Genomic DNA, 23,852 nt, shown 5'->3' on the forward strand with positions numbered 1-23,852 from the left:
GTATGTCCGTCATCGGGTTCCGCCGACGCACCGTTGGCGGCGGGGACCGTCCTGCAGCCCCAGTGGGCTCGACGGTCGACGCCGCGGTCGCGGCGCTGCGTGCTGGCCGCATGGTGATCGTGGTCGACACCGAGGACCCGCACGACGACGGTGATCTCGTGCTCGCGGCCACACATGCCACACCGGAACGGGTGGCGTTCATGGTGCGGCATACGAGTGGCATCCTGTGCGTCCCAATGCCTGCCGGTGATCTCGATCGGCTCCGCCTGCCTCCGATGGTCGCCATCAACGAGAATCCAAGGGGCGCAGGCTACTCGGTATCGGTGAATGCCAGAACGGGAATCGCGAGTGGGATCTCCGCCGCAGACCGAGCCAGGACGATCTCACTGCTCGCAGACCCCGACACTCAGCCAAGCGACCTGAGCAGGCCCGGCCACGTGTTCCCGCTGCGGGCGGTCGACGGCGGCGTGCTGCGGCGGGCCGGGCACACTGAGGCGGCCGTCGACCTGGCGCGGTTGGCCGGGCTGTCACCCGTCGCCGTGATCGGCGAGGTGGTCGACGACGACGGGGCGGTCGCCCGCGGCGAGCGGCTGCGTGGCTTTGCCGCCGACCACGGGCTGACCATCGTGACGATGTCCGAGCTGATCGGCTACCGGCGCCGCACCGAACGACTGGTGGAGTTCAAGGCCTCCAGCCGCTTGCCGACTCATCACGGCGAATTTCAGGCGCACGGCTTCCGCTCCCTGCCCGACGGCCGTGAGCACATCGCGCTGGTGATGGGTGACGTTGCGGGACCGGATCTTTCACCCACGCTGGTCAGGGTGCAGACCGAGTGCCTGACTGGCAACATCTTCGATTCCGGGCGCTGTGACTGCGGGCCCAACCTGCAACGCGCTCTGGAGATGGTCGCCGACGAGGGCCGCGGTGTCGTGCTCTACCTGCGCGGGCGTGAGCGCCGCGGCATCGGGCTGCTGCAGGAACTGCACGCAGGCCACCCGCAGGACGCGGGAGTGGATACGGTCGACGCGCGTGACTACGGCGTCGGTGCGCAGATCCTCGGCGAACTGGGCGTGCGGCGCATGCGACTGCTGACGAACAATCCCGTCAAGCGGATCGGGCTTGAGGCATACGGCCTCGAGGTCGCCGAGACAGTGCCCCTACCGATCACCCCCACCCGGCACGCCCTGGTCACGTCGACGTCCGGCTGATGCGCGGCTCCGTCCAGCGGCGCATCCCCGAGGCGCGATGGTTCCTGCCGCTGATGGCGGCCAGCGGCGTCACGATGAGCTTGACCGCTCCATTGGAAGTGCTCTTCGTCAGGGAGTTCTCGCACAGCAGCGTCTACATCGGCATCTTCATGTTGAGCGCGTCGGCGGGCGTCATCGTCGTCGACCTGTTCGGCACCAGGTTCGTGCCTGGCCTCGACGCGCGGGCCGCACTCACCGTCGGACTGTTCCTGTTCGGAGCGGCGTGCATCGGCATGGGCCTGGCTCCCGGCGGCACCCTGCTAATGGCGTCGCGAGTACTGCAGGGTTTCGGCAGCGGGGTGGTGCTCGGCGCCGGGTTGCAGGCCGCAGTACGGGTCCACCAGCCCTTCGGTGCCAATGCCTCAGGTGCATCGCCGGCGCCCTCCGGCGATCTCGCCCGGTCGTTGGCCCGGTTCAACGCCGCGTTCCTCTTCGGCGGCGCCGTCGGCGCTCCCGGCGGCCTGCTGGTCGCGGGAATCGTCGACGGGCGGGCCGGCTACCAGGTCGCGCTGGTCGTCACCGGCCTGCTGGCGTTACTGGTCGCCGCCGTCCTTGCCGCCCTACTGCCGAGACTGGCTGCGCCGCCGGGGATTCCGCGTCCGCGGCTCGGTCTTCCGCGCTTCGACAAGACACCTGGCAGCGGTGCCGCCCTGGTGCTCGCGATGAGCGGAGACTTCCTGCGCGGCGGGGTGCTCTTCACCGCCCTCCCGCTGGCAGGCGCCGCCAGGGAGTACTCGACGATCACGATCACCGCGGCCATCGCGCTGATGTCCGGGGTGGAGATCGTCGTCCTGCTCGTCGCTTACCAGCTCATCCGGTACGTCGGGGTGGTCGCCATGCTTACCGCCTCGCTCGCGTTGGGGACGTTGTGCGCGACGCTGCTCGCCGTCACGCCGGGCACGACGACGTACCTGGTGGTGTCCGCATTGTTCGGTGTCAGCCTGGCCGGAGCCACCGCCAGCCTGCCGGTGCTGGTGGTTTCCCAGGTGGGGGAGTCCTCCGCCGGCCTTGCGAAGTTCCGCATCTCGGCAGGTATCGGGATCCTCGGCGGGTCGGTCGGCTGCGCGGTCCTCGGTACCGAGATCGGCATCGAGGAAGCCTTCGCCGTGATCGCGGTCGCATTGCTGGGCGGCGCGGGGCTGGCTCACGTCGTGGGCCGGCGGATGGCGGCTGCGTAACGCAGGCGAATCAGCCACGCCCACAGCCGTTAACAATCGACTGGTCCCATGGAGGCTAGGGGCTGCGACACCGTCTTGAAGGAGCGCTGGGCCATGACAGCAGGCGAACGAGCACTGTACGGAGAATGCCGAGCGAGGCTCCCAACGAACGGACGGGATCGCCCGGAAGTGATCTATCAACGGCAGCGGCACAGCCCGGACCGGCTGAACAACTCGACCCGACGGACGTACGACCTGCTCCGCTCGACCCTCGTCGCGATGGGCAGGAGCATGACCCTCGTCGAGGGGGAGCTCACCGACGCGATGTCGGCCAGCCGCAGCACCGTCCGTGCGGTTCTGCAGCAGCTCGCCCGTGAGGGCCTCGTCACCCGTGAGCCCAAGAATGGAACTCGGGCCACCGGTTCGCTCCTGTTGCCGATCGATGAACTCAGCCCGATCCAGGCGCGCACTCTGGAATCCCAATTGCTGGGCTGTCCACCGATGGTCCGTGACAGGCTATGTCTGCCGGCCGGATGGACGGTGCTGATGATCGAGAGTCTCCTACTGGAAAATGCTCTGCCACTGGGGCTTTCGGTCAGCTACATCGCCCTCGACGAGAGGCGGGGCCCCGAGATCAATACCGACGAGCCGGACGTTCTGCTCATCCTCGAGCGGCAGCTCGGGATACGCATCGGCGTCAGCCGCACCACCGTCAGCGCGGTCGCCGCCGACGAGCAGTCCGCCGAGCTTCTCGGCGTGGAGTGCGGTGCTCCCCTGATCTGGCTCGAGGACGTCATCGAGGACGAGCATGGGCAGCCGATGGCGCTCTCCCAGCTCCGGCTACGCGGTGACCGAGTTGCCTTCTCCGCCAGGGCCCGTCGCTCCGCCTGAGGCCCTTGCGTTGCGGCCGTTCAGAAGCTCGTCAGGTTCCCGCGCAGGTGCGGTGAGTCGTAGGAGGTGCGCGCCAGTCCACGCACCTGTAGCTCGGGTACCAGACCGTCGGCGATCTCGGCGACCACCCGCCGGTTGAGCGGTCCGGCGACGAAGAGCAACCCGTCGCCGCCGACCTCGGCCACCATCTTGCCCAGCTCGTCGGCCACCTCGGCCGGGGTGCCGACGGGCTCGACGGCGTGTGCCTGCGCCGCCACCTCTCGAAGGGTACGCCGTGGATCTCCCAGACGGGCTGCCAGCGAACTTTGGTGGCCGTTGGTCGCGAAAGTGGTTGCGAGATCCTCCAATGGCGTGTCGACGTCATACGGGGAGAAGTCGATGTCGGTGATGAAGCCGAGACTGGCCAGCCCGGCCTCGGGGTTCTCCCACATCTCGTCATCGTGCCGCTTCTTGCGGTCCACCGCCTCAGCGTGGGTCTCGCCAAGGTAGGGCGTGCACAGGAACAGCACCTTGACGTCGTCCGGATTGCGCCCCGCCGCCTCGGCGCGGCCGCGGACGTCGTCGCGGTACTCCTTCATCTCCTCAACGGATGTCGCCGCCGCGATGATGCTGTCGGCATTGCGGGCCGCGAAGTCGCGCCCCGCGGACGATCCTCCGGCCTGGATCAACGCGGGCCTGCCCTGGGGCGGCGGCGTGGTGTTCAGTGGCCCGCGGGTCTGGAAGAACCGGCCGTTGAAGTCCACGGGGCGCACCTTGCCGTGGTCGGCAAAGATCTCGGCTTCGAGGTCGGCGACCACGGCATCGGCGTCCCACGATGACCACAGCGCGCAGACGGCATCGGTCATCTCCTTGGCGATTTCGTAGCGCACGTCGTGCGCCGGCTGGGCCAGCTTGCCGTAGTTCTGGGCCGCCCGATCCGAGCTGCCGGTGACGATGTTCCACCCGGCGCGGCCGCCGGACAGATTGTCCAGCGTCGCAACGAGTCTGGCCAGCAGGTAGGGCTGGTACTCGGTAACCGCAAGGGTTGGCACCACGCCGATGCGCCGGGTGGCGGTGAGCATGACCGTGGCCAGCACCGCCGGGTCATGCTTGGGAACCGCCCTGGCGTTCTGGAGGTAGTACCGCGTCGACTCCTCGTAGCCGTCGGGTACGTAGGCAGAGTCCTCGATGACCAAGTAGTCGAAGCAAGCACGTTCCAGCGCGTGGATGAAGTCCACGTGGAACTCGCCGTTCATCCAGTCCGTAGCCGCCGTGCCGCGCCATTGGCTCTTCCAGTCGTGGACTCCGAACCCGCTGCCGAGAAACCATGCCAGGTGCATGCGCCGGTCGCGTTCCACGTATGGGTCTCCTCATGCCATCGGTGCCGTCGCCTCGCCACCGTCCAATCGTTGTCCGCCCATCAGATCCGCCTCGGGTCATCGGCGCGTGTCGGATGCCGAACGACTCGATTGCGCCGCGCAGGCGCATGTGTCCTCGATCACCAGCCAAACGCGCCCGCGTAAAGCTCCCGACTCCGCAGCGGCGACCGGTGGAAACACACCGTTAGTTGGCTAGACACATCGCATCCTCTGCAACCACCCGAACAGGAGGTTCTTCATGAAGTTCGGCCCAAGCGAGCCCTGGAACGGCGGCGGTGTGCAGTGAGGTCCCTACCGACCGGACCCGTGCGGCCAGAAACGCTCTACCAGCGGAACCGGCAGACACCGGACCGCCTCAACAACTCGCTGCGACGGACCTACGATCTGTTGCGGTCCACCCTGCAGAACGGGTGCGTCGATCAGTCCCTGGTCGAGGGCGAGCTCACCGACGCGCTCTCGGCGAGCCGGAACACCGTCCGTGCGGTGCTGCAGCAGCTCGCCAAGGAGGGCCTGATCACCCGCAGCCCCAAGCGCGGCACCCGTTCGGCGGGGGCGTTGATGCTGCGCATCAACTCGCTCTCGCCCGTCAAGGAGTTCGGCGGCGACGCCAGCATCCGTACCGAGCTCAGGACGCTCGAGTATCGGACAATAGGCTGCCTGCGCATGGTGCGCGAGCGGCTGCGGCTCCCGCCCGGCTGGACGGTGCTCATGATCGAATCGCTTCTGGTGCAGGACGACCAGCCGATGGGCATCTCGGTCAGCTATATCGCGCTGCACCCCGATCAGCCCCGCAATCTGCAGGTCGACGAGCCGGACGCCATCCTCTTCCTGGAGCGCCAGCTCGACGTCAGGATCGTCGGCAGCCGCGCCACGATCGGTGCGACCGCAGCCGACGAGCAGTCCGCAGCCCTGGTCGGCGTCGAACTCGGCGCGCCGATGATCTTCCTCGAGGACATCCTCGAGGACGAGACTGGGCAGCCGCGCGCGCTGTCGCAGTTCAGGATGCGCAGTGACCGGATCGCCTTCACGGCGTCCGCCTCGCGCTCGGCCTGACGCCCACTAGCTGGCCGTTGACGGACCGCGGTCGTGGCACTCGTGATGACTCGACCGGTAGATCCGGAAACCCCGCCGTTGCGCGCGGATTGCGCTACCGGGGTTGACTCAGACGGCGACGCGGGGGTCCGCAGCAGCCTGCATCACGTCGACGACGATGTTGGCCAACACGTAGAGGACGCCGATGACCAGGGTGACGCCTGCGATGGTGTTGAAGTCGCCCTTGGAGATCGCTTGGGAGATGAACAGGCCGATCCCGGGCCTGGCGAAGATCATCTCGACGACGATGCTGTTGCCGATCAGGCCGGCCAGCTGCAGACCAAGCAATGCGAACACCGGGCCGACGGCATTGCGCAGCGCGTGCTGGATCAAGATCCGTTTCTCGCCTAGGCCCTTGGCCCTGGCGGTGCGGGTGTATTCGGCCCGCATCGTTCCCTCCAGACTGCTGCGCAGCACCCTGCCGACGGCGACCGCGGGTGTGATGGCGACGCACAGCGCCGGCAGGATGAGGTGTGCCAGTGCGTCCATGAACAGCGCGGGCCGGCCCGCCAGCAGACTGTCGATGAGCAGGAAATGTGTTGGGCCGCTGGGGGCGTCGTACGCATAGGTCTGGCCAGTGGCAGGCAGGATGCCGAGCCAGCGGTAGAACACCAGCATGGCAAGCAGGCAGGCGAGGAACACCGGCACCGACGCACCGGAGATCATCACCACCCGCAGCACTCCCGAACCGCGCCACCCCTGGGCGGTCGACAATCCGAGGAAGAAGCCGATCACCGCGATCAGAATGCCCGCGACGAAGACCAGTTCCAGTGTCACCGGCAGGAATTCGAGGATGTCGTGCGCTACCGGCGTCCGCGTCACCGTGGAGATGCCGAGGTCGCCCTGCACCGCCTTGCCGAGGTAGGAAAGGAGCTGTACCGGTATCGGGTCGTTGAGGCCAAGTTTCTCACGAGCGGCTTCGTAGACTTCCGGGGGCGCCTTGTCGCCGATCAGCGCCACCACCGGGTCGACAGGGGCAATCTTCTGCAGCGTGAAGACGACCGCGACGAGGGCCAGCAGCACCGGGATGGCGCCGAGAAATCGCCGGGTGAGCGTGAGAAGCATTGCGGTGTCTCCTCAGTCAGCGGTCGCGGATGCGGTCGCGCAGCGCGTCGCCGGCGAAGTTGCTGACGAGCGCGATGACCCCGACTGCGACGGCGGGGAAGATCGGGATCCACCACGCGCTGAAGATGTGGGTCATGCCCTGCGCGCTCATCGCACCCAGCTCGGGCGCCGGCTGCGGTGCGCCAAGGCCCAGGAAGGAGAGGCCTGACAGCAGCAGCACCAGCGCGGCGATGTCGAGGCTGGCGGTGATGATGGTGACGGGCACGGCGCCCGGCAACAGGTGGCGGGTGAGTTGGCGCCACCAGCCGGCGCCGGCGATCCTGGCCGCCTCCATGTGCGGTGAGGCGCGCAGCTTGCGCACCTCGGCCCGGACGATCCGGGTGTACAGCGGCCACCACACGATCGAGACCCCGATGAGCGTGTGGATGAAGGACGGACCCAACGCGGCCACCACCGCGATCGCCAGGATCGGGCCCGGCAGCGACAGGAACACGTCGGTGATCCGCATCAGCATGCTGTCGACGATTCCCCCGAAGGCGCCGGCGACGAGGCCGATGACGCCCCCGATGACGACGCCGGAGGCGACGACTCCCAACGCTCCCCACCAGCTGGTGGACATGCCGACCAGTACCCGGGACAGCAGATCCCGGCCGACGGTGTCTGTGCCGAGCCAGTTTTCGGCGCTGGGTCCGGTCATCGGCTTCCCAGCGGGCACTAGCGGGTCGAAGGGGGCAAGAACGTGCGCGAAGATCGCCACCAGGAACATCGCCGCGAGCGCACCGAAGGCGATCCAGCTTGAGATGGACGTGCCACGGAAGTACTGGTTGAGCGCGAGGGCGACGTTGCTCCGTGAGGGAACCCGAACCAGGGGGACCGGGACGTACGGTGTTGCGATTGCCATGACTTCTCCTACCTGCGGACTTGTCGGACGCCTGTGGTAGTGAGTCCACACGCAACCGGTATCGCCAGCAGATCGTCCACGTTGCCGGGCGATTGCGCGCCGGGCCTTGAAGTTTCGGCAGGCGTCACCCGCACGGGTTGCTCGCCGCGTCAGCCAGACGCGGGGAACCCGGGCGCGATGCGCCGGCCGGTGCTGCGGGCGAGTACGACACCGACCGCGAGGACTCCCGACACCACTGCCAGGCCCCCGGCCGCACCGAGCACGGCGATGAGCAGGTTCACGCTCCCCGACCCAAGGAACGAGCCAACGCCGCACGCGATGCGATAGGTCGCCACCCCGGTCGACGCGTTCGGGCTGAGCGCCACGATCAGGACGGGCGGGGCCGAAAGGGCGACGCCGTCGACGACGCCGAACAGGGCGGCCGCCACCAAGAACCCTCGCAGGTCCTGGACGGTGGCGAGCACCACCACCGCACCGATGCCGAGCAGGAGCGCGACAGCCAGGCAGCGGGCAGGCGGAATCCTGTCGAACAGTCGGCCGGAGAGTGCCAACACGCCGATCTCGACCGCGGACAGGAGTCCGAGCGCGAAGCCGATGTTGGCAGCCGACAGGCCGTAGGCATTGCCGACCAGCGGCAGTGCGGTGTTCTCGATGCCGCTACGCAGGTAGTTGCCGAACAGGCCGAGCGAGAGCGCAAGGCGCAGCAACGGAGGGATGGCGAAGTCGGGCAACCCGATCTGGGGCCTGCCGCTGCCGGGCGGGGGCGGCAGCCCGGGTAACAGCAGGACCGCCACGACGGCGACCACCACACCGAGCCCGGCGCATACCAGGAAGCTGAGTCGGTAGCCGTCCAGCCCGGCGAGCAGGCTGGCCACGATGCCGCCGGTGGGTGCGCCGAACGCCGCGCCGAGCAGTTGGAGCCCCTGATTGGAACCCAGCACGTGGTGGGGACGGCTGCTGTGCAGCCGGACCGAGACCTGCAGCGCCGCGCCCGCGATCGCCGCGCTCGCGACCCCCTGGAGAAGACGCGAGGCGAACAGGCCAGTCGCACCTTGGGAGAGGGCGTAGCACCCCTCGCTGGCCGCGAACAACACGAGCCCGATCGCGATCGTCGCTCGCGCGTCGATGCGGGTGATGACGCGGGTGCCCAGAACGTCGATGACGATGGCGCCCAGCGCCGAGACCATGATGAAGACCGTCACCTGGGCGGTGGACAGGCCCAGTTTGATGGCGTAGAGCAGTTCGATCGGCGCCGTCATGGCCATGACGAAGCCGACGAGGACCATGGTGGCCGAATGGCTCCAGGGTCGGGGCCTACTGATGACGTGTGCTCATCAGAACTCGCGGAGTGTCTCGCGCAGAGTGGGTTTGGTGTATTCGGTGCGGGTCAGGCCGCGCCGCTGCAACGCCGGGACGAGGCCGTCGCAGATCGATTCGATGTACTTGCGCGACAGGTCCCAGCCGGGCTTGGCGATCAGGAAGCCGTCACCACCGACCTCCTCCATGGCCTCGCCCATCTTCTTGGCGACCTGGTCGGGGGTGCCGACGAGCTCCAAGCCGCGTTTGGCCCGATGCATGACGAGCTGGCGCAACGTCTTTGGGCCGGGGCTGCCGTCGCCGCGCATGAAGTACTCCAGCGATCCACGTTCGCCGTTGGTGGTCAGATCGGCAGGCAGCGGCTCATCGAGGTCGAACTGCTTGAAGTCGATCTCGGTGTTCGACGAGATGCTGACCAGCGACTTCTCCACGTAGGAGGGATGACTGAGCAGCCGCTCGACCTCCGCGCGGGCCTCTTGTTCGGTGGCGGCGATGGTCGGGGAGACGACGAAGAGCAGCTTGACGTCGTCGGGGTTGCGGCCCGCGACCTTGGCGCGGGTGCGAATGTCGTCGCGGTACTCCTTCATGCCCTCGATGCCGGTGCCTACGGCGATGATCGCGTCGGCCGCGCCAGCGGCGAACTGGCGGCCCTTCGGGGAGGCGCCGGCCTGTAGGAAGGTGGGCCGGTGTTGCGGGGAGGGCACGGTGTTGAGCGGTCCGCGGGATTTGAAGTACTTGCCGTGGAAGTCGATGGTGTGGACCTTGTTGAAGTCGGCGAAGGTGTGGGTCTGCCGGTCCATCACCACGGCGTCGGCTTCCCAGGAGTCCCATAGCTGATTGACGATGTCGAAGTACTCTTCGGCGACGTTGTAGCGCTCGTCGTGTTCGGGCAGGCCGTCGAGTCCGAAGTTCTGTGCCGCGCGGTCTTCTGCCGAGGAGACGATGTTCCAGCCGAACCGGCCGTGTGCGATCGAGTCGACGGTCGAACTCAGTCTCGCGAGCAGGTATGGCGGGTAGAAGCTCGTCGACATCGTCGCGACCACACCGAGATTCGTGGTGTTGACCGCGACCTGGACGGCCAGCGGGATCGGATCCTGCTTTGGTGCGAAGGCCGAGTGCTTCAGCGCGCCTTCCATGGTGCCGCCGTAGGCGTCGGCCACCATCACGGTGTCCTCGATCATGATCAGGTCCATGCACGCCCGCTCCATGCTGCGCGCCATGTCGACGTAGAACCGCCCGTTCGGCCACTCTCTTGCGTCCGGCGACGCGTCGTCGGTGTCCCACTCCGGCGGGATGAAGTTCATGAACCAGCCGAGGTGAAACTTCTTGGTCATGTCGATGTCTCCTGAATCTCGTTGGGATGCGGCGGGTTAGAACTCGCGCAGGGTTTCGCGCAGAGTCGGTTTGGTGTACTCGGTGCGCATCAGGCCGCGCCGCTGCAGAGCGGGTACCAGACCGTCGCAGACCTCGGTGATGTACTCGCGGGAGAGGTCGCGCCCGCCCCTGCTGATCAGGAAGCCGTCGCCACCGATCGCCTCCATGGCCTCGCCCATCTTCTCGGCGACCTGGTCGGCGGTTCCGACGAGCTCCAGGCCGCGAGTGGTCCGCTCGTGGGTGAGCTGGCGCAGCGTCTTGGGGCCGGGGGCCCCGTTGCCGCGCATGAAGTGCTCCAGCGAGCCGCGTTCGCCGTTGGTGGTCAAATCCGCTGGCAGCGGCTCATCGAGGTTGAACTGCTTGAAGTCGATCTCGGTGTTCGACGAAATACCAACGAGGGCCTTCTCTTCGAAGTTCGGGGCGGCGGCGAACCGGGCCACCTTCGCGCGGGCCTCTTCCTCGGTGGCGGCGATCGTCGGGGAGACGACGAAGAACAACTTGATGTCGTCGGGATCGCGCCCCGCGGCCTTGGCCCTGGCACGGACGTCGTCGCGGTATTCCTTCATCCCCTCGACCCCGGTGCCGACGGCGATGATCGCGTCGGCCGCGCCAGCGGCGAACTGCCGACCCTTGGGTGACGCACCCGCCTGCAGGAAGGTGGGCCGGTGCTGTGGTGAGGGCACGGTGTTCAGCGGACCGCGGGATTTGAAGTACTTGCCGTGGAAGTCGATGGTGTGGACCTTGTTGAAGTCGGCGAAGGTGTGGGTCTCGCGATCCATCACCACGGCGTCGGCTTCCCAGGAGTCCCAGAGCTGGTTGACGACGTCGAAGTACTCCTCGGCGACGTTGTAGCGCTCATCGTGTTCGGGCAGCCCGTCGAGACCGAAGTTCTGCGCGGCCCTGTCCTCGGCCGAGGACACGATGTTCCAGCCGAACCGGCCCTGCGCGATCGAATCCGCCGTAGAACACAGCCGAGCCAGCAGGTAGGGCGGGTAGAAACTGGTCGACATCGTCGCAACCACACCGAGATTCGTCGTGCTGACCGCGACCTGGATCGCCAACGGGATCGGATCCTGCTTTGGCGCGAAGATGGCGTTCTTCAGCGAGCCCTCCATGGTGCCGCCGTACGCGTCGGCCACCATCACGGTGTCCTCGATCATCATGAAGTCGAAACAGGCCCGCTCCATGCTCTTCGCCATGTCGACGTAGAACCGCCCGTCAGCCCAGTTGGCCACCTCGGGCGACGCCCACTCCGACTCCCAGTCCGGCGGCGCGAAGTTCATGAACCAGCCGAGGTGAAACTTCTTGGTCATGTCGATGTCTCCTGAATCTCGTTGGGATGCGTGGGGGTTAGAACTCGCGGAGGGTTTCGCGCAGAGTGGACTTGGTGTACTCGGTGCGGGTCAGGCCGCGGCGTTGCAGCTCGGGGACCAGGCCGTCGCAGATCGATTCGATGTAGCTGCGGGTGAGTCCCCGCCGCCAGACGAGGAAACCGTCGCCGCCGATCTCGGAGATGGCGGCCGCCATCTCGTCGGCCACCTGCGCGGGCGTCCCGATGAACTCCATCCCGAAGGAGGACGCGGCGACGGCGAGCTCGCGCAGCGTCTTGGGCCCGGGGGTGCCGTCGCCGCGCATGAAGTGCTCCAGCGATCCACGTTCGCCGTTGGTGGTAAGTCCCTGTGGCAGTGGCTCATCGAGCGGGAACTGCTTGAAGTCGATCTCGGTGTTCGACGAAATGCCGACAAGGGCCTTCTCGACGAATCGATCGGACGCGCCGAACCGACGGTGCGCCGCGCGGGCCTCGGCCTCGGTGGCGGCGACGGTCGGGGAGACGACGAAGAGCACCTTGATGTCGTCGGGATTGCGGCCCGCCGCCTTGGCCCTGGCGCGGACGTCGTCGCGGTACTCCTTCATGCCCTCGACGCCGGTGCCGACGGCGATGATCGCGTCGGCCGCACCAGCGGCGAACTGGCGGCCCCTCGGGGAGGCGCCGGCCTGTAGGAAGGTGGGCCGGTGCTGTGGGGAGGGCACGGTGTTCAGCGGGCCGCGGGACTTGAAGTACTTACCGTGAAAGTCGATGGTGTGGACCTTGTTGAAGTCCGCGAAGGTATGGGTCTCGCGATCCATCACCACCGCGTCGGCTTCCCAGGAGTCCCAGAGTTGGTTGACGACGTCGAAGTACTCTTCGGCGACGTTGTAGCGCTCGTCGTGTTCGGGCAAGCCGTCGAGACCGAAGTTCTGTGCGGCCCGGTCTTCTGCCGAGGAGACGATGTTCCAGCCGAACCGGCCTTCTGCGATCGAGTCGACGGTCGAACTCAGCCGCGCCAGTAGGTATGGCGGGTAGAAGCTCGTCGACATCGTCGCGACCACACCGAGATTCGTGGTGTTGACCGCGACCTGGACGGCCAGCGGGATCGGGTCCTGCTTGGGCGCGAAGATGGCGTTCTTCAGCGAGCCCTCCATGGTGCCGCCGTAGGCGTCGGCCACCATCACGGTGTCCTCGATCATCATGAAGTCGAAACAGGCGCGCTCCATGCTGCGCGCCATGTCGACGTGGAAACGCCCGTTCGCCCAATCGGTTACATCCGGAGAGGCCCACTCAGATTCCCAGTCCGGCGGCGCGAAGTTCATGAACCAGCCGAGGTGAAATTTCTTGGTCATCGCGATATCTCCTGTATCCGCCGTCCTTTCAAAGCCATCACAGTGCCCGCGCATGTCACTGTGAAGGCGTCACCGTGGCGCCTCCATTGCGCCGATGTTGCGGGGATTTCGCTGGCCGTCACATGCTGCTTGTCAGGAGGCGGCGCGCTCCGGGCCATCCCGATCCACTTCGGTGAGCAGGCAGGCCGCAAAGCGGCTGCTGGTGCCGTCGAGCGAGTAGAGGATCGGCGCTTCGGTGGTGCACCGGTCGGTCCGGTCCGGGCACCGTGGGTGGAAGGAGCACCCTGGTGGCACTGCGAGCGGGCTGGCCGGCTCGCCCGCCAGCCGGACCGGGGCCGTGCCCGGTGACGGGATCGCGGCCAGCAGCGCCTTGGTATAGGGGTGTTTCGGGTTGCTGATGACCTCGACGGTGGGGCCGACCTCGACGATCTGGCCGAGGTACATGACTGCCGTGCGATCGGAGATGAACCGGGCGGCGGCGAGGTCGTGCGTCACGAACATTACCGCCATGCCGAGCTCACGACGCAGATCCTGCAGCAGGTTCAGCACCGACGCGGCAAGCGACGCGTCCAGCGCCGACGTGGGCTCGTCGCACAACAGCAGTTTGGGCGGCACGATGATCGCCCTGGCGAACGCGGCGCGTTGCCGCTGGCCCCCCGACAGCATTCCGGCCTTGACCTCGGCTACCTCGGGCGGCAGCCCCACCTGGCGCAGTGCCCGGCCGACCTTCTGGCGCCGCTCCGCTCGGCCGGTCGTCTTGATCAGCCGTTCTCCGACGATCTCGCCGACGGTCAGCCAGGGGGTCAACGAGGCGCCCGCGTCCTGGAACACCATTTGCGGCTGGCCGCCGGGGCAGTCCACGGTGCCCCTGTCCGGCTTCATCAGCCCGGCCACGACTCGCAGCAGGGTGGACTTCCCCGATCCCGATTCCCCGACCACGGCCACCGATTCGCCGGGGGCGATATCGAGGATGATGTTGCGCAGCGCGTGGAGCTTGTCCTTGTGCAGCAGCCCGCGCCGTACGTCGAAATGCTTGTCCACGCCATTGATTTGCGCCGCGGGCCGGAGGTCGTCCGGTTCGGTCATCGGTGCGAAGGACGGCGTCGCGGCGAGGCTGCCGATCGCTTGGGTGGCGTCGGTGATCACGCAGGCGGTCACTCCATCGTGGGTCGCGGCCGGCCGTGTGGCTGGCAGCGATTCCAGACACGGCTCGACTGCGGCCGGGCAGCGAGGTGCGAAGGCGCAGCCGGGTGGGTGCGCGCGAGGGTCGGGCGGCTCGCCGGGCAGCGAGGGGATGGCGTGCCCGATCGGCAGGTCCAGGTTGAGGCGCGCCTTGAGGAGGCCGACGGTGTAGGGGTGCGATGGTGCCCGCAGCACGCTCGCCATCTGGCCCTCCTCCGCCAGCCGGCCGCCGTACATGACGGCGACGCGGTCGCACACCTGTGAGGCCACGGCGACGTCGTGGGTGACCAGGATGAAGGAGGTGCCGAGCTGGTCGCAGAGGTCGCGGATCAGGCCGAGGACCTGAGCCTGGACGGTGACGTCGAGCGCCGTGGTCGGCTCGTCGGCGATCACCAGATCCGGCTTTCCTGCCACCGCCATGGCGATCATCACCCGCTGCCGCAAGCCGCCGGACAGTTCGTGGGGAAAGGCCTTCATCCGTCGGGCTGGGTCGGGGACGCCGACGAGGTCGAGGAGGCGCAGCGCTTCCTCGTCTGATCCCGCGGCCTCGACGACTTGGCGGCCCACCCGCATCGTCGGGTTGAGCGAGGTCATTGGGTCCTGAAAGACGGCGCCCAGGTGCGCCTTTCGGATCTCGCGCCGCTCGTCGTCGGAGGCCGCGACCATGTCCACGCCGCACACCTCGGCGCGGCCGGTGATCGTGGGCATCGGCTCGCCGGATAGCAGGCCGAGCAAGGCGAGCCCCATCACGCTCTTGCCCGAGCCGGACTCGCCAACCACGGCGAGGATCTCGCCGGGGTTGATGTCGAGCGTGACCCCGCGCAACGCGTTGACTGCGACGCCGCGGCGCTCGAAGGTGACGGTCAGGTCCTCGACCCGGGCGCGCGGGACGTTCGGCGCATTGGATGGAGCGGCGGCGACATCGCGCAGTGTGGTCATGGACGCTACCTCTTCTGTGGTGTGTCACGATGAAAACCCGGCCGCGTGACGCGGAGGGGTCGCCGCGGTGCCTGGCATATTGCGCCGTGTTTCAAACGCCCAACGTGCGGTCGTCGAACACGTCGCCCGAGCAGGGCCGTGAACAACCGAACGTTCGCGAGCCTTCTTAGACGCGCTTGATGGTGCCTGCGTCGAAGATGGAGGGAAGGTAGGAGTTCTGCACGATCCCGTCGATCCCCTTGTGGGCGATCATGTTCTCCGGTCGACGGCACAGCGGCACCCAGAGCGCCTCGTCTTCGATGAGCGAGGTGATCTGCACGTACGCCTGGTTGGTCGCGTCGATCGTCGGCTTGGTGATCGCCTCGTCCATCAGCCGGTCCACCGTGGGGTTGCCGTACTGAAAGTAGTTGAGCGGCTTGGCCCCGGTGCGCAGGAAGATCCGCAGCACGGTGTCGAGGTGCAACGCATCGCCGCCGATGCCTGCGACCATGAGGTCGGGCCGCTTCTCGGCCGGCTGGTTGGCGAGGTCGAAGGACTCCGCGCTGGGCATGGCGCGCACGGTGATCTCCAGCCCGGTCGGGGCCAGCTGGGTCTGGACCAGCTCGGCCACCTGTTGACCCGGCGCGCCGTAGGACGTCACCCAGGCGAGGTCGATCTTCTTGGACGGCAGCGTCGGCACGATCGCCTCGAGTGGCGCCAGGTCGAAGCCCGTCGAAACCGGCGTCAGCCCGGCAGGAAAGGTGTTCTCGGGCCAGAAGTTCTCTGACACCTGAACGACGCCCTGGAATGCGGTATCGACGATCGAGGGGCGGTCAAGGGCGGTCATCATCGCCCGCCGAAGCGCCTTGTCGGTGAAGACGCCTGCGCCGAAGTTCATCCAGAGCACGATGATCGAGGAACCGAGCACCGTGGTCGCGTTGAAGTCAGGGTTCTTTCTGTAGCTGAGGACGTCGGGGATGGCGAAGCCCTTGGAGACTAGATCGAAGGCGCCCTGGTCCAATTGCAGCTTCTGGGTGGCGATTTCGGGGACGATCTCGATGCGCACGGTTTGGAAGTACGGCTTTTCGCCCCAGTAGCCGTCAAAGCGCTCCAGCGTGTAGTGGCTGCCGGGGACGAACTCCTTCATCACGTACGGCCCGGTGCCTGCGTCGTTGGTCTTGAGCCACTCCTGGGCCAGGTCGCCGCCCACTGCGTTGGTCTTGACCGCGGTCGGGCTCACCGCGAACATCTGCCACGGGCAGGCCGCATAGTGCAGGAAGGCGTTGTTGGGTTCCTTGAGCGTCACGACGAGCGTAGTCGGGTCGGGCGCAACGGATTTGGTGATGCCCTCCACCATGTACGCCGGTCCCTCCTTGACCGCGAGCCTGCGCTCGAAGCTCTTGATCCAAGCCGTCGCGTCGGCAGGGGTGCCGTCGTGGAATGTCACGTCGGGCACCAGTTTGAAGGTGTAGGTCAGCTGGTCGTCGGATACCGTCCAGGACTGCGCCAGCGCGGGGATGATGTCAGAGGTGCCCGACTTGTAGTTGACCAGGCCCTCGTAGCAGGACTTCATCACCTGTACGCCCTCGCCCTCGTACATGATGTCGGGGTCGGGCACCTGCATGTCCTGCAGGAACGGCATCCGCAGGGTCAGCGTGCCCTTGCCGTCGTCGCTTGCGGTACCACCGCACGCTGCGAGGAAGTTGGCAAGGGCGAGCCCGCCAACGGTTAGGCCGCTGGCCCGCAGGAAGGTACGGCGGTCCATGGCGATCGGGGCACGGTTCACGGGGGTCTCCTCAGGCTGCGGTGCTGGGGTCTACGGCGCGGCAGTCGACGGCGCGGCGGCGGGTGAGGCTCGGCCCTGGGACAGGGCAGATGTATCTGTGAGTTGCCATCCAAACCGCTGTACGTGACGGCGCGGGGTCGCCACCGTGCTGTTTCCATTGCGCCGCATGACATGGCGCATTCCCCGCGTAATGGGTCGACGGGTGCGTGAGCGGTCGCCTTAGAACTCGAGCAGGTTGTCGCGGAACATTTCGTAGCGATAGTGCTCGCGGGTGAGGCCGCGCTTCTGCAACTCCGGCACCAGGCCGTCGGTGATCTCACTGATCGAGCGACGGGTGAGGACGTCCTGGGTGATCAGGAAGCCGTCGCCGCCGACCTCGGCCATCACCTCGCCCATCTGCTCGGCGACTTCCGCTGGCGTACCAAGGAACTCGACCCGCTGCCCGGCGCCGTACGCCGAGTTCGAGGCGACTTCCCGCAACGTCCTGTCGAGGTTTTGCCGGATGAACGATGCCAGGGAACTCTGGTGTCCGTTGGTGACCATCTGGTCGGCGAGCTCACGGATGGGGACGTCGAGGTCGAACACCGAGAAGTCGATGTCGGTGGCGTAACCCATCCCCGCGAGCCGGAACCGCGGATCGACGGCGGCGTCGGCGGCCGTCTGCTCCTTGCGTTCCAATGCGTGCTGGTGCGTCTCGCCGAGGATGGGGGAGATCAGGAAGAGCACCTTGACGTCGTCGGCCTTGCGTCCATGGCCCTCGGCGCGGGTGCGGACGTCATCGCGGTACTCCGTCATCTGCTCGATTGTCGTGGCCGACGCGATGATCGAGTCGGCGCACCGCGACGCGTATGCCCGGCCCTTCTCCGAACCGCCGGCCTGGACGATCACGGGTCGGCCCTGCGGGGATCGCGCTGAGTTGATCGGGCCGCGCGACTTGTAGAAGCGGCCATCGAAGTCCACCGCGTGGACCTTGTCGGGATCGGCGAACATACCGTCCTGGTCGACGACCATCGAATCCGGTTCCCACGAGTCCCAGAGCTGGGTGACGAGGTCGGTGAACTCCTCGGCCATGTCGTAACGGACGTCATGGTCCGGTTGTGCGTCGTGCCCGTAGTTCTGGGCGGCGCGGTCGGAACTGGCGGTCACCATGTTCCAGCCGGCGCGGCCACGCGACACGTGGTCCATGGTCGACACCAGTCGCGCGAGGAGGTACGGCGGGTACTCGGTGATCGCCAGCGTCGTCACGATGCCCAGCCGGTCGGTGTTCTGGGTGAGAATCGATGCCAGCACGGCGGGGTCGAACTTCGGTACCGCGTAGGCGTTCTCGAGATAGAAGTCGTGCTTTCCCTCCCAGGCATCGGGAACGAACGACGAGTCCTCGAGGATGAAGTAGTCGAAGCAGGCCCGCTCAAGCGATCGCGCCATGTCCACGTAGAAATCGGGCAGCATGCCCTCGGACTTGTGCGTGCCGATCCACTGGTCGCGCCAGCCGTGGACCCGGTAGCCGTTCATGAACCAGCCGAGATGGAACTTGGTGGCCTGCATGCGTGCCTCCTCGCGTCGTCCTGCCCCTTTCCGTCGGGGTTGACTGAAACCTAGTGACGCGTGGTTGCGATACCGGATCGCTCCCGTTCCCGCGGCATTGCGCCATTGCAACGACGGGTGCGCTCAGATGGGCTGCTGCGCATGCGGAGGCGGGTTGGGGCCCAACAGATCCCGGCGCCGCAGCACTATCGTGCCAAGTGCAGTCAGGCCGAGCACCGACGAGGCGAGCAGCGCTCCCCGGGGGCCGACCACCTCCGCGGCCAGACCGATGGCGGCCATGCCGATGGGTAGCGCTCCGATGGCGGTGCTCAGCACGCCGAGGGCGACGCCACGTTCGGTGGCACCCGCGGATTCGATGGCCAGCAGGCTCTGCATCGAGCCGAACCCGGCCTGGCCAACGCCGGAGATGAACAACGCGACGAACGCAACGCCCAGCAGGGGAACCGTCGCGAAGACGAACAGCCCGAGCAGCGCGATGGCCGAGCCGCACGCGAATACCAGGCCGTGGCGGCGCAAGTCCCTGGTGCTGAGTGCCATGCCTGCGGTGATCTGGCCGAGGCCCGGAGCCGCAGCGAGCGCGCCGGCAAGCACGGCGCCCTCGCCGAACCGCTCGGCCACAACGGGCACCAACGGGATGTAGCCGAACATGCACAGGTTCATCACGACCGTGACCGCGAGCATCGCGACGAACCGCCTGCTGCGCCGGATCAAGCTCGCGCTCGCGGCGGCCTGACCTCGCAGCGAGATCGAACCCGCGGCGGGGGGCGAGGCCGCGTACCGGGGCTGCGGGACGTACGCGAGCAGCACCGCCGACACACACAGCAGCACGCCCATCCCCGCGAACCCGGCACCCATGCCGAGCTGCTGGATCAGGATTCCGCCGACGAGGGTGCCGAACATCGCCGATCCCGCCTGCGCGGTCGACTCGATGGTCATTGCCTGGCTGGCCAGCCGCGGTCCGACCGTCTCGTAGATGAGCGGGCGCTGGGCGGTCATGTTGACCAGGCCGCCGATGCCCACGAAGAACATGAACGGGAACGTCATCCACACCTCCACCCGGCCGGACTGCACGGCGGCGAACATGAGGAACTCGACGGGGATGAGCACCAGTTGCACGGCCAGGATCAGCCGCTTGCGTTCGAACCTGTCGCTGATCGCCCCTGCGAAGAAGCCGCCGAGCAGCATCGGCACGAAGAACAGCGCTCCGACCACCTGGTTGAGGAGCGGCGCGTCCGCGATCTGGGTGAGCAGGTAGCTGGTCGTGAACAGAGCTCCCCACCGGGTGGTGTGCCAGATCAACGAGCTCAGAAACAGGTTGCGGTACCCAGGAACTCGCAGCAGGGAGCGCAGCCGCGGGCGGTCGGTCGCGTCGCCGGGGACGGCGATCAGGTCATCGGCGGTCATGCGGCGGCAGCGCGTCTGGCCTCGGCGCGGCGCTGCAAGAGCACCCCGACCAGGACGGGAAGAGTGAGAGCGGCGGAGCCGAGCGCGAGGGCCGCGAATCCGGCCCAGCTCATGACGAACCCGCAGACCACGCTGGCCAGCCCGCCGCACACCGCGGTGGTCAGATCCGCGGTGCCCTGCACCGGCACCCGGTAGTCCAACGGGACGTGTTCGATCAACAGGCTCGAGCCGCCGATGAGGGCGAGCGTCCAGCCAAGCCCGAGCGCGAACATCGCCGCGAACATGAGCGGCACGTTGTCGGAGGAGAGGGCCGAGAGGCCGCAGGCGGCCAGCAGCACTAACGCACCGGCGCGCAGCGAGGCCAGCCTCCCCCTGCGGTCGGCGTAGCGGCCGACCAGCGGGCTGAACGCGAACATTCCTGCGATGTGCACCGAGACCACTACCGAGCTCATTGCCTCGTGGTCGTGGGCCTTCATGTCGATCGGCGCCATCGCCATCACGCCGACCATAACCGCCTGTGCGATGACCATTGCCAGCAGGGCCAGCCGTGCCACGGGCGATGCGGCGATGGCGCGCACCGACTCTCGCAGTCGCACCGGCCGATCCTTGGCCGTCATCGCGTGTTCGGCCGCGAACACCAGCAGCGGGTCGGGCCGCAGCCGGACCGCCACGTTGACCGCGGCGCACGCGAAGAAGAACGAGCTGAACAGCCACGGGCCTGCGTACATGTCCAGGCCGAACCACGCCATGCCGAGGTGTTCGGCCGGGATGACGAGTGTTGGACCGAACACGGCGCCGAAGGTGGACGCGAAGAGGATTCGGCCCATCGCGCGGCCGCGCTGATCCGGCTCGGCCAGATCGGTGGCGGCGTAGCGGGCCAGCAGGTTGGTCGCCGACCCTGCACCGTAGAGGAGGAGGCCGACCAGAAACACCGGGAGCGCCGCCAGTTGGACTCCGGCGCAGGCGATCACGCCGCCGACGACCGCGAGGCCATAGCCCAACTGCATGCCCGCGCGCCGACCGTAGCGGCGCATCACCAGCGACAGAACCTGGGCCATCGTGCCCGAACCGGCCGTGACCGCTGCCGTCGAGACGCCCACCCACGGCGTCCCGACGCCGACGATGTCCTCCACGACGAATCCGCCGACGGTGATCGCGGCACCAAGGGCGGCGGCTCCAACCACCTGGCCCATGACGAGGACGCGCAGGGTGTGCCGCTGCAACGCGGCCCGCTCGGCCATCGGCATGGGGAACGCCGGGGAGATCGGATCAACCTTGTTCGCCTTGATGTTTCGCCTCCTCGGCTGCGCCGCCATGGGCCGGCCTGACGACCGCCCGATCGGCAAGGTAGTGAGCCGGCATGACGGCGGCAGATCCAGTTGATTCCCGGGCTATTGCGCCACACGAAGTGCGGCCCGACGAAACTCGAAGTGGCGCAATCGATGGTTAACCCACGGTGCCCTTAGAACTCGCGCAGCGTCTCCCGCAGGGTCGACTTGGTGTACTCGGTTCTGGTCAGTCCGAGGCGCTGCAGTTCGGGCACCAAGCCGTCGGTGATCGACGAGATGTAGTTCCGGTTCAGGTCCCAGCCCGGCTTCATGATCAGGAAGCCGTCACCGCCGATCTCCTCCATCGCCTCGCCCATCTCGCGGGCGACCTGTTCGGGCGTACCGATGAATTCGACGCCGGTGGTGGCCCAGTCGGTCGCGAGCTTGCGCAGCGTCTTTTCCCCAGGGCTGCCGTCGCCGCGCATGAAGTGCTCGAGCGAGCCCCGCTCGCCGTTGGTGGTCAGATCAGCCGGTAGCGGCTCGTCCCAGTCGAACTGCTTGAAGTCGATTTCGGTGTTGGAGGAGATCCCGACCAGCTGCTTCTCGACGTAGCTCGCTCTCGCGGTGAGACGGTCGACCTCCGCTCGCGCCTCGGCCTCGGTCGATGCGACCACCGGCGACACGCAGAACATCAACTTGATGTCGTCGGGGTTTCGTCCCGCTTCGACGGCGCGGGCCCGAATATCGTTGCGGTACTCCCGCATTCCTTCGACGCCGGTGCCGACGGCGACGATCGAGTCGGCGGCGCGGGCTGCGAAGGCCCGTCCGCGCGGGGACGCCCCAGCCTGCAGGATCGTCGGCTTGTGCTGCGGCGAGGGCACCGTGTTGAGTGGCCCCCTTGACTTGAAGTACTTGCCGACGAAGTCGACCGTGCGCACTTTGTCGAAGTCGGCGTAGGTGTGGGTCTCGCGGTCCATCACGACCGCGTCGGCATCCCATGACTCCCAGAGCTGGTTCACGACGTCGAAGTACTCGTCGGCGACGTTGTAGCGCTCGTCGTGCTCGGGCAGGCCGTCAAGACCGAAGTTCTGTGCGGCCCTGTCCTCGGCCGAGGACACGATGTTCCAGCCGAACCTGCCCTCGGCGATCGAATCCACCGTCGAGGCCAGCCTGGCCAGCAAGTACGGAGGGTAGAACGACGTCGACATCGTCGCCACCACGCCAAGCCGCGACGTGTGCGCCGCGATCAACACCGCCAGCGGAATCGGATCATGCTTCGGCGCGAACACGGAGTTCTTGAGCGAGCCCTCCATGGTGCCGCCGTACGCGTCGGCGACCATCACGGTGTCCTCGATCATGATGTAGTCGAAGCAGGCCCGCTCCATGCTCTTCGCCATGTCGACGTAGAACCGGCCGTTGGGCCACTGCGCCACGTCCGGTGAGGCCCAGGGCGTATCCCATTCCGGTGGAATGAAGTTCATGAACCAGCCAAGGTGGAACTTCTTCGTCATCGCCATACTCCTTTGAATCGCTACGCGTTCATCAAACGACGGCCCGGTGTCCCGCCGGATTCGCCGCCGTAGCACGGGCATTACGCCGATCGCGAGTTCGTCGCGTTCGATGTCCATCCGATCCACGGCGCAATGCAGCTTTTACTGTCACGGTCGACGTCAGAAATTTGCCGCCGGTTGACTGCAACGATGACCGTCGTAGTCGTAGGAAATCCCAAGCCGATGTCGCGCACGCGGGCCGCCGCCGAGTTGGTCGCCGAGAAGCTGACCGGCGTCGCCCCCGAGCACGTGATCGACGTCGTCGACCTCGGCCCTGCCCTGCTCGGCTGGGGTGACCCAAAGGTGGCCGAGGCGAAGGAGATCGTGAAGTCCGCCGATTCCCTGGTGATCGCGTCTCCCACGTTCAAGGCCACCTACACCGGCCTACTGAAACTGTTCCTCGACCAGTTCGGAGCGGGTGAACTCGGTCAGATCACCACGTTCGCGCTCATGCTCGGCGGCTCGTACACCCACGCGCTCGCCCCCGAGTTGACCCTTCGCCCAGTCCTCGTCGAGATCGGCGCGAGCTGCCCGGCACCGAGCCTGTATCTGCTCGACTCCGACTACGACACGTCGCCGGATCTGGACAAGTGGCTCGAGGTCGCCCGCCGGTTCGTCCCGCAGGTGTCGGCATGATCCGGGCGGTCGACGACGACTTCGATCAGTCGCTGTTGCGGCAGGCCTTCGGCTGCTTCCCCAGCGGCGTCACGGCCTTCTGCGGTCTGCTTGACGGTGTCGCCGAGGGGATGGCGGCGAGTTCCTTCACCTCCGTCTCACTCGACCCGGCGCTGGTTTCGGTATGCGTGGCCAATACCTCCACCACCTGGCCGAAGCTGGCGAAGCTCGACCGTCTCGGCCTGTCCGTGCTGGCTGGTGACCACGCACCCATCGCGCGGGCGCTGGCGTCCAAGACCGGTGACCGGTTCGGCGGCGTCGACTGGACGGCGACCGAGAGCGGCGCCGTGTTCGTGCACGGCGCGACGCTGTGGCTGGAGTGCGCGCCGTTCAAACGCGTCGCGGCCGGCGACCACGAAATCGTCGTGCTGCAGATCGTTGCACTGGCGATGTACCCCGACGTCGCTCCAATGGTATTCCACCGCAGCAACTTCCACGAACTGGCGCCCACCGCCTGAAGG

19 protein-coding genes are annotated in these 23,852 nt (G+C 67.2%); 6 read left to right on the plus strand and 13 right to left on the minus strand.

Annotated features, from left to right (window positions below):
• Positions 1–2: 2 nt before the first annotated feature.
• The 3 genes from ribB (at position 3) to HNP02_RS33385 (ending at position 3,295) form a co-directional block, all read left to right on the plus strand.
• A complete protein-coding gene (ribB, locus tag HNP02_RS33375) occupies positions 3–1,208 on the plus strand; it encodes a 3,4-dihydroxy-2-butanone-4-phosphate synthase (RefSeq protein WP_184444943.1) in 1,206 nt (401 codons plus the stop codon).
• Positions 1,208–2,425, plus strand: coding sequence for an MFS transporter (locus HNP02_RS33380; protein WP_255507242.1), 1,218 nt, complete (start codon positions 1,208–1,210; stop codon positions 2,423–2,425). The genes ribB and HNP02_RS33380 overlap by 1 nt, the downstream gene beginning before the upstream one ends.
• 168 nt (positions 2,426–2,593) lie before the next feature.
• Positions 2,594–3,295: a GntR family transcriptional regulator gene (locus HNP02_RS33385; RefSeq protein WP_309241782.1), complete on the plus strand. Its 702-nt coding sequence runs from the start codon at positions 2,594–2,596 to the stop codon at positions 3,293–3,295.
• A 20-nt stretch (positions 3,296–3,315) separates the two neighbouring features.
• Here the strand turns inward: HNP02_RS33385 and HNP02_RS33390 are convergent, their stop codons facing one another.
• Positions 3,316–4,632: an NtaA/DmoA family FMN-dependent monooxygenase gene (locus HNP02_RS33390; protein WP_309241783.1), complete on the minus strand. Its 1,317-nt coding sequence runs from the start codon at positions 4,630–4,632 to the stop codon at positions 3,316–3,318.
• 408 nt (positions 4,633–5,040) lie between these two features.
• On the opposite strand from HNP02_RS33390, the gene HNP02_RS33395 reads away from it, so the two are divergent.
• Entirely contained in the window at positions 5,041–5,706 is a 666-nt protein-coding gene (locus HNP02_RS33395; protein ID WP_255507245.1) for a GntR family transcriptional regulator, read from the plus strand.
• Positions 5,707–5,814: 108 nt separating this feature from the next.
• Here the strand turns inward: HNP02_RS33395 and HNP02_RS33400 are convergent, their stop codons facing one another.
• From HNP02_RS33400 to HNP02_RS33455, 12 genes are all read right to left on the minus strand, one after another.
• On the minus strand, positions 5,815–6,810 hold the full coding sequence (locus HNP02_RS33400) for an ABC transporter permease (protein ID WP_184444946.1): 996 nt from the start codon (positions 6,808–6,810) through the stop codon (positions 5,815–5,817).
• A 16-nt stretch (positions 6,811–6,826) separates the two neighbouring features.
• Entirely contained in the window at positions 6,827–7,711 is an 885-nt protein-coding gene (locus tag HNP02_RS33405) for an ABC transporter permease (protein ID WP_184444947.1), read from the minus strand.
• Positions 7,712–7,860: 149 nt separating this feature from the next.
• Positions 7,861–8,997, minus strand: coding sequence for an MFS transporter (locus HNP02_RS33410; protein ID WP_184444948.1), 1,137 nt, complete (start codon positions 8,995–8,997; stop codon positions 7,861–7,863).
• Between the two features lie 48 nt (positions 8,998–9,045).
• Positions 9,046–10,362 (minus strand): NtaA/DmoA family FMN-dependent monooxygenase, encoded by a 1,317-nt coding sequence (locus HNP02_RS33415; RefSeq protein ID WP_184444949.1) that lies wholly within the window; start codon positions 10,360–10,362, stop codon positions 9,046–9,048.
• A 36-nt stretch (positions 10,363–10,398) separates the two neighbouring features.
• Entirely contained in the window at positions 10,399–11,715 is a 1,317-nt protein-coding gene (locus tag HNP02_RS33420; RefSeq protein ID WP_184444950.1) for an NtaA/DmoA family FMN-dependent monooxygenase, read from the minus strand.
• Between the two features lie 37 nt (positions 11,716–11,752).
• Complete coding sequence (locus tag HNP02_RS33425) at positions 11,753–13,063, minus strand: NtaA/DmoA family FMN-dependent monooxygenase (RefSeq protein ID WP_184444951.1); 1,311 nt, start codon at positions 13,061–13,063, stop codon at positions 11,753–11,755.
• Between the two features lie 132 nt (positions 13,064–13,195).
• A complete protein-coding gene (locus HNP02_RS33430; protein WP_184444952.1) occupies positions 13,196–15,184 on the minus strand; it encodes an ABC transporter ATP-binding protein in 1,989 nt (662 codons plus the stop codon).
• 166 nt (positions 15,185–15,350) lie between these two features.
• The gene (locus HNP02_RS33435) at positions 15,351–16,949 is read right to left on the minus strand and encodes an ABC transporter substrate-binding protein (protein ID WP_309241784.1); all 1,599 of its coding nucleotides are present in this window, start codon (positions 16,947–16,949) and stop codon (positions 15,351–15,353) included.
• A gap of 219 nt (positions 16,950–17,168) precedes the next feature.
• Positions 17,169–18,494, minus strand: coding sequence for an NtaA/DmoA family FMN-dependent monooxygenase (locus HNP02_RS33440; RefSeq protein WP_184444953.1), 1,326 nt, complete (start codon positions 18,492–18,494; stop codon positions 17,169–17,171).
• A 123-nt stretch (positions 18,495–18,617) separates the two neighbouring features.
• On the minus strand, positions 18,618–19,898 hold the full coding sequence (locus HNP02_RS33445; protein ID WP_184444954.1) for an MFS transporter: 1,281 nt from the start codon (positions 19,896–19,898) through the stop codon (positions 18,618–18,620).
• Entirely contained in the window at positions 19,895–21,214 is a 1,320-nt protein-coding gene (locus tag HNP02_RS33450) for an MFS transporter (RefSeq protein WP_184444955.1), read from the minus strand. The genes HNP02_RS33445 and HNP02_RS33450 overlap by 4 nt, the downstream gene beginning before the upstream one ends.
• A gap of 146 nt (positions 21,215–21,360) precedes the next feature.
• Complete coding sequence (locus HNP02_RS33455) at positions 21,361–22,677, minus strand: NtaA/DmoA family FMN-dependent monooxygenase (protein ID WP_184444956.1); 1,317 nt, start codon at positions 22,675–22,677, stop codon at positions 21,361–21,363.
• A gap of 189 nt (positions 22,678–22,866) precedes the next feature.
• Between HNP02_RS33455 and HNP02_RS33460 the strand changes: the two genes are divergently transcribed.
• Together HNP02_RS33460 and HNP02_RS33465 are read left to right on the plus strand one after the other, a co-directional pair.
• Complete coding sequence (locus HNP02_RS33460; RefSeq protein ID WP_184444957.1) at positions 22,867–23,352, plus strand: NADPH-dependent FMN reductase; 486 nt, start codon at positions 22,867–22,869, stop codon at positions 23,350–23,352.
• The gene (locus HNP02_RS33465) at positions 23,349–23,849 is read left to right on the plus strand and encodes a flavin reductase family protein (RefSeq protein WP_184444958.1); all 501 of its coding nucleotides are present in this window, start codon (positions 23,349–23,351) and stop codon (positions 23,847–23,849) included. Before HNP02_RS33460 ends, HNP02_RS33465 begins: the two co-directional genes overlap by 4 nt.
• The last annotated feature ends 3 nt before the right edge of the window (positions 23,850–23,852 follow it).

Source organism: Mycobacterium sp. AZCC_0083, assembly GCF_014202335.1.
Lineage (GTDB): Bacteria > Actinomycetota > Actinomycetes > Mycobacteriales > Mycobacteriaceae > Mycobacterium.

Excerpts from the sequence above, each read along its gene's own strand:
- ribB (WP_184444943.1), top strand. The coding sequence starts at position 3 with ATGTCCGTCATCGGGTTCCGCCGACGCACCGTTGGCGGCGGGGACCGT.
- HNP02_RS33380 (WP_255507242.1), top strand. The coding sequence starts at position 1,208 with ATGCGCGGCTCCGTCCAGCGGCGCATCCCCGAGGCGCGATGGTTCCTG.
- HNP02_RS33400 (WP_184444946.1), bottom strand. The coding sequence starts at position 6,810 with ATGCTTCTCACGCTCACCCGGCGATTTCTCGGCGCCATCCCGGTGCTG.
- HNP02_RS33405 (WP_184444947.1), bottom strand. The coding sequence starts at position 7,711 with ATGGCAATCGCAACACCGTACGTCCCGGTCCCCCTGGTTCGGGTTCCC.
- HNP02_RS33410 (WP_184444948.1), bottom strand. The coding sequence starts at position 8,997 with ATGGTCCTCGTCGGCTTCGTCATGGCCATGACGGCGCCGATCGAACTG.
- HNP02_RS33415 (WP_184444949.1), bottom strand. The coding sequence starts at position 10,362 with ATGACCAAGAAGTTTCACCTCGGCTGGTTCATGAACTTCATCCCGCCG.
- HNP02_RS33420 (WP_184444950.1), bottom strand. The coding sequence starts at position 11,715 with ATGACCAAGAAGTTTCACCTCGGCTGGTTCATGAACTTCGCGCCGCCG.
- HNP02_RS33425 (WP_184444951.1), bottom strand. The coding sequence starts at position 13,063 with ATGACCAAGAAATTTCACCTCGGCTGGTTCATGAACTTCGCGCCGCCG.
- HNP02_RS33430 (WP_184444952.1), bottom strand. The coding sequence starts at position 15,184 with ATGACCACACTGCGCGATGTCGCCGCCGCTCCATCCAATGCGCCGAAC.
- HNP02_RS33440 (WP_184444953.1), bottom strand. The coding sequence starts at position 18,494 with ATGCAGGCCACCAAGTTCCATCTCGGCTGGTTCATGAACGGCTACCGG.
- HNP02_RS33445 (WP_184444954.1), bottom strand. The coding sequence starts at position 19,898 with ATGACCGCCGATGACCTGATCGCCGTCCCCGGCGACGCGACCGACCGC.
- HNP02_RS33450 (WP_184444955.1), bottom strand. The coding sequence starts at position 21,214 with ATGGCGGCGCAGCCGAGGAGGCGAAACATCAAGGCGAACAAGGTTGAT.
- HNP02_RS33455 (WP_184444956.1), bottom strand. The coding sequence starts at position 22,677 with ATGACGAAGAAGTTCCACCTTGGCTGGTTCATGAACTTCATTCCACCG.
- HNP02_RS33460 (WP_184444957.1), top strand. The coding sequence starts at position 22,867 with ATGACCGTCGTAGTCGTAGGAAATCCCAAGCCGATGTCGCGCACGCGG.
- HNP02_RS33465 (WP_184444958.1), top strand. The coding sequence starts at position 23,349 with ATGATCCGGGCGGTCGACGACGACTTCGATCAGTCGCTGTTGCGGCAG.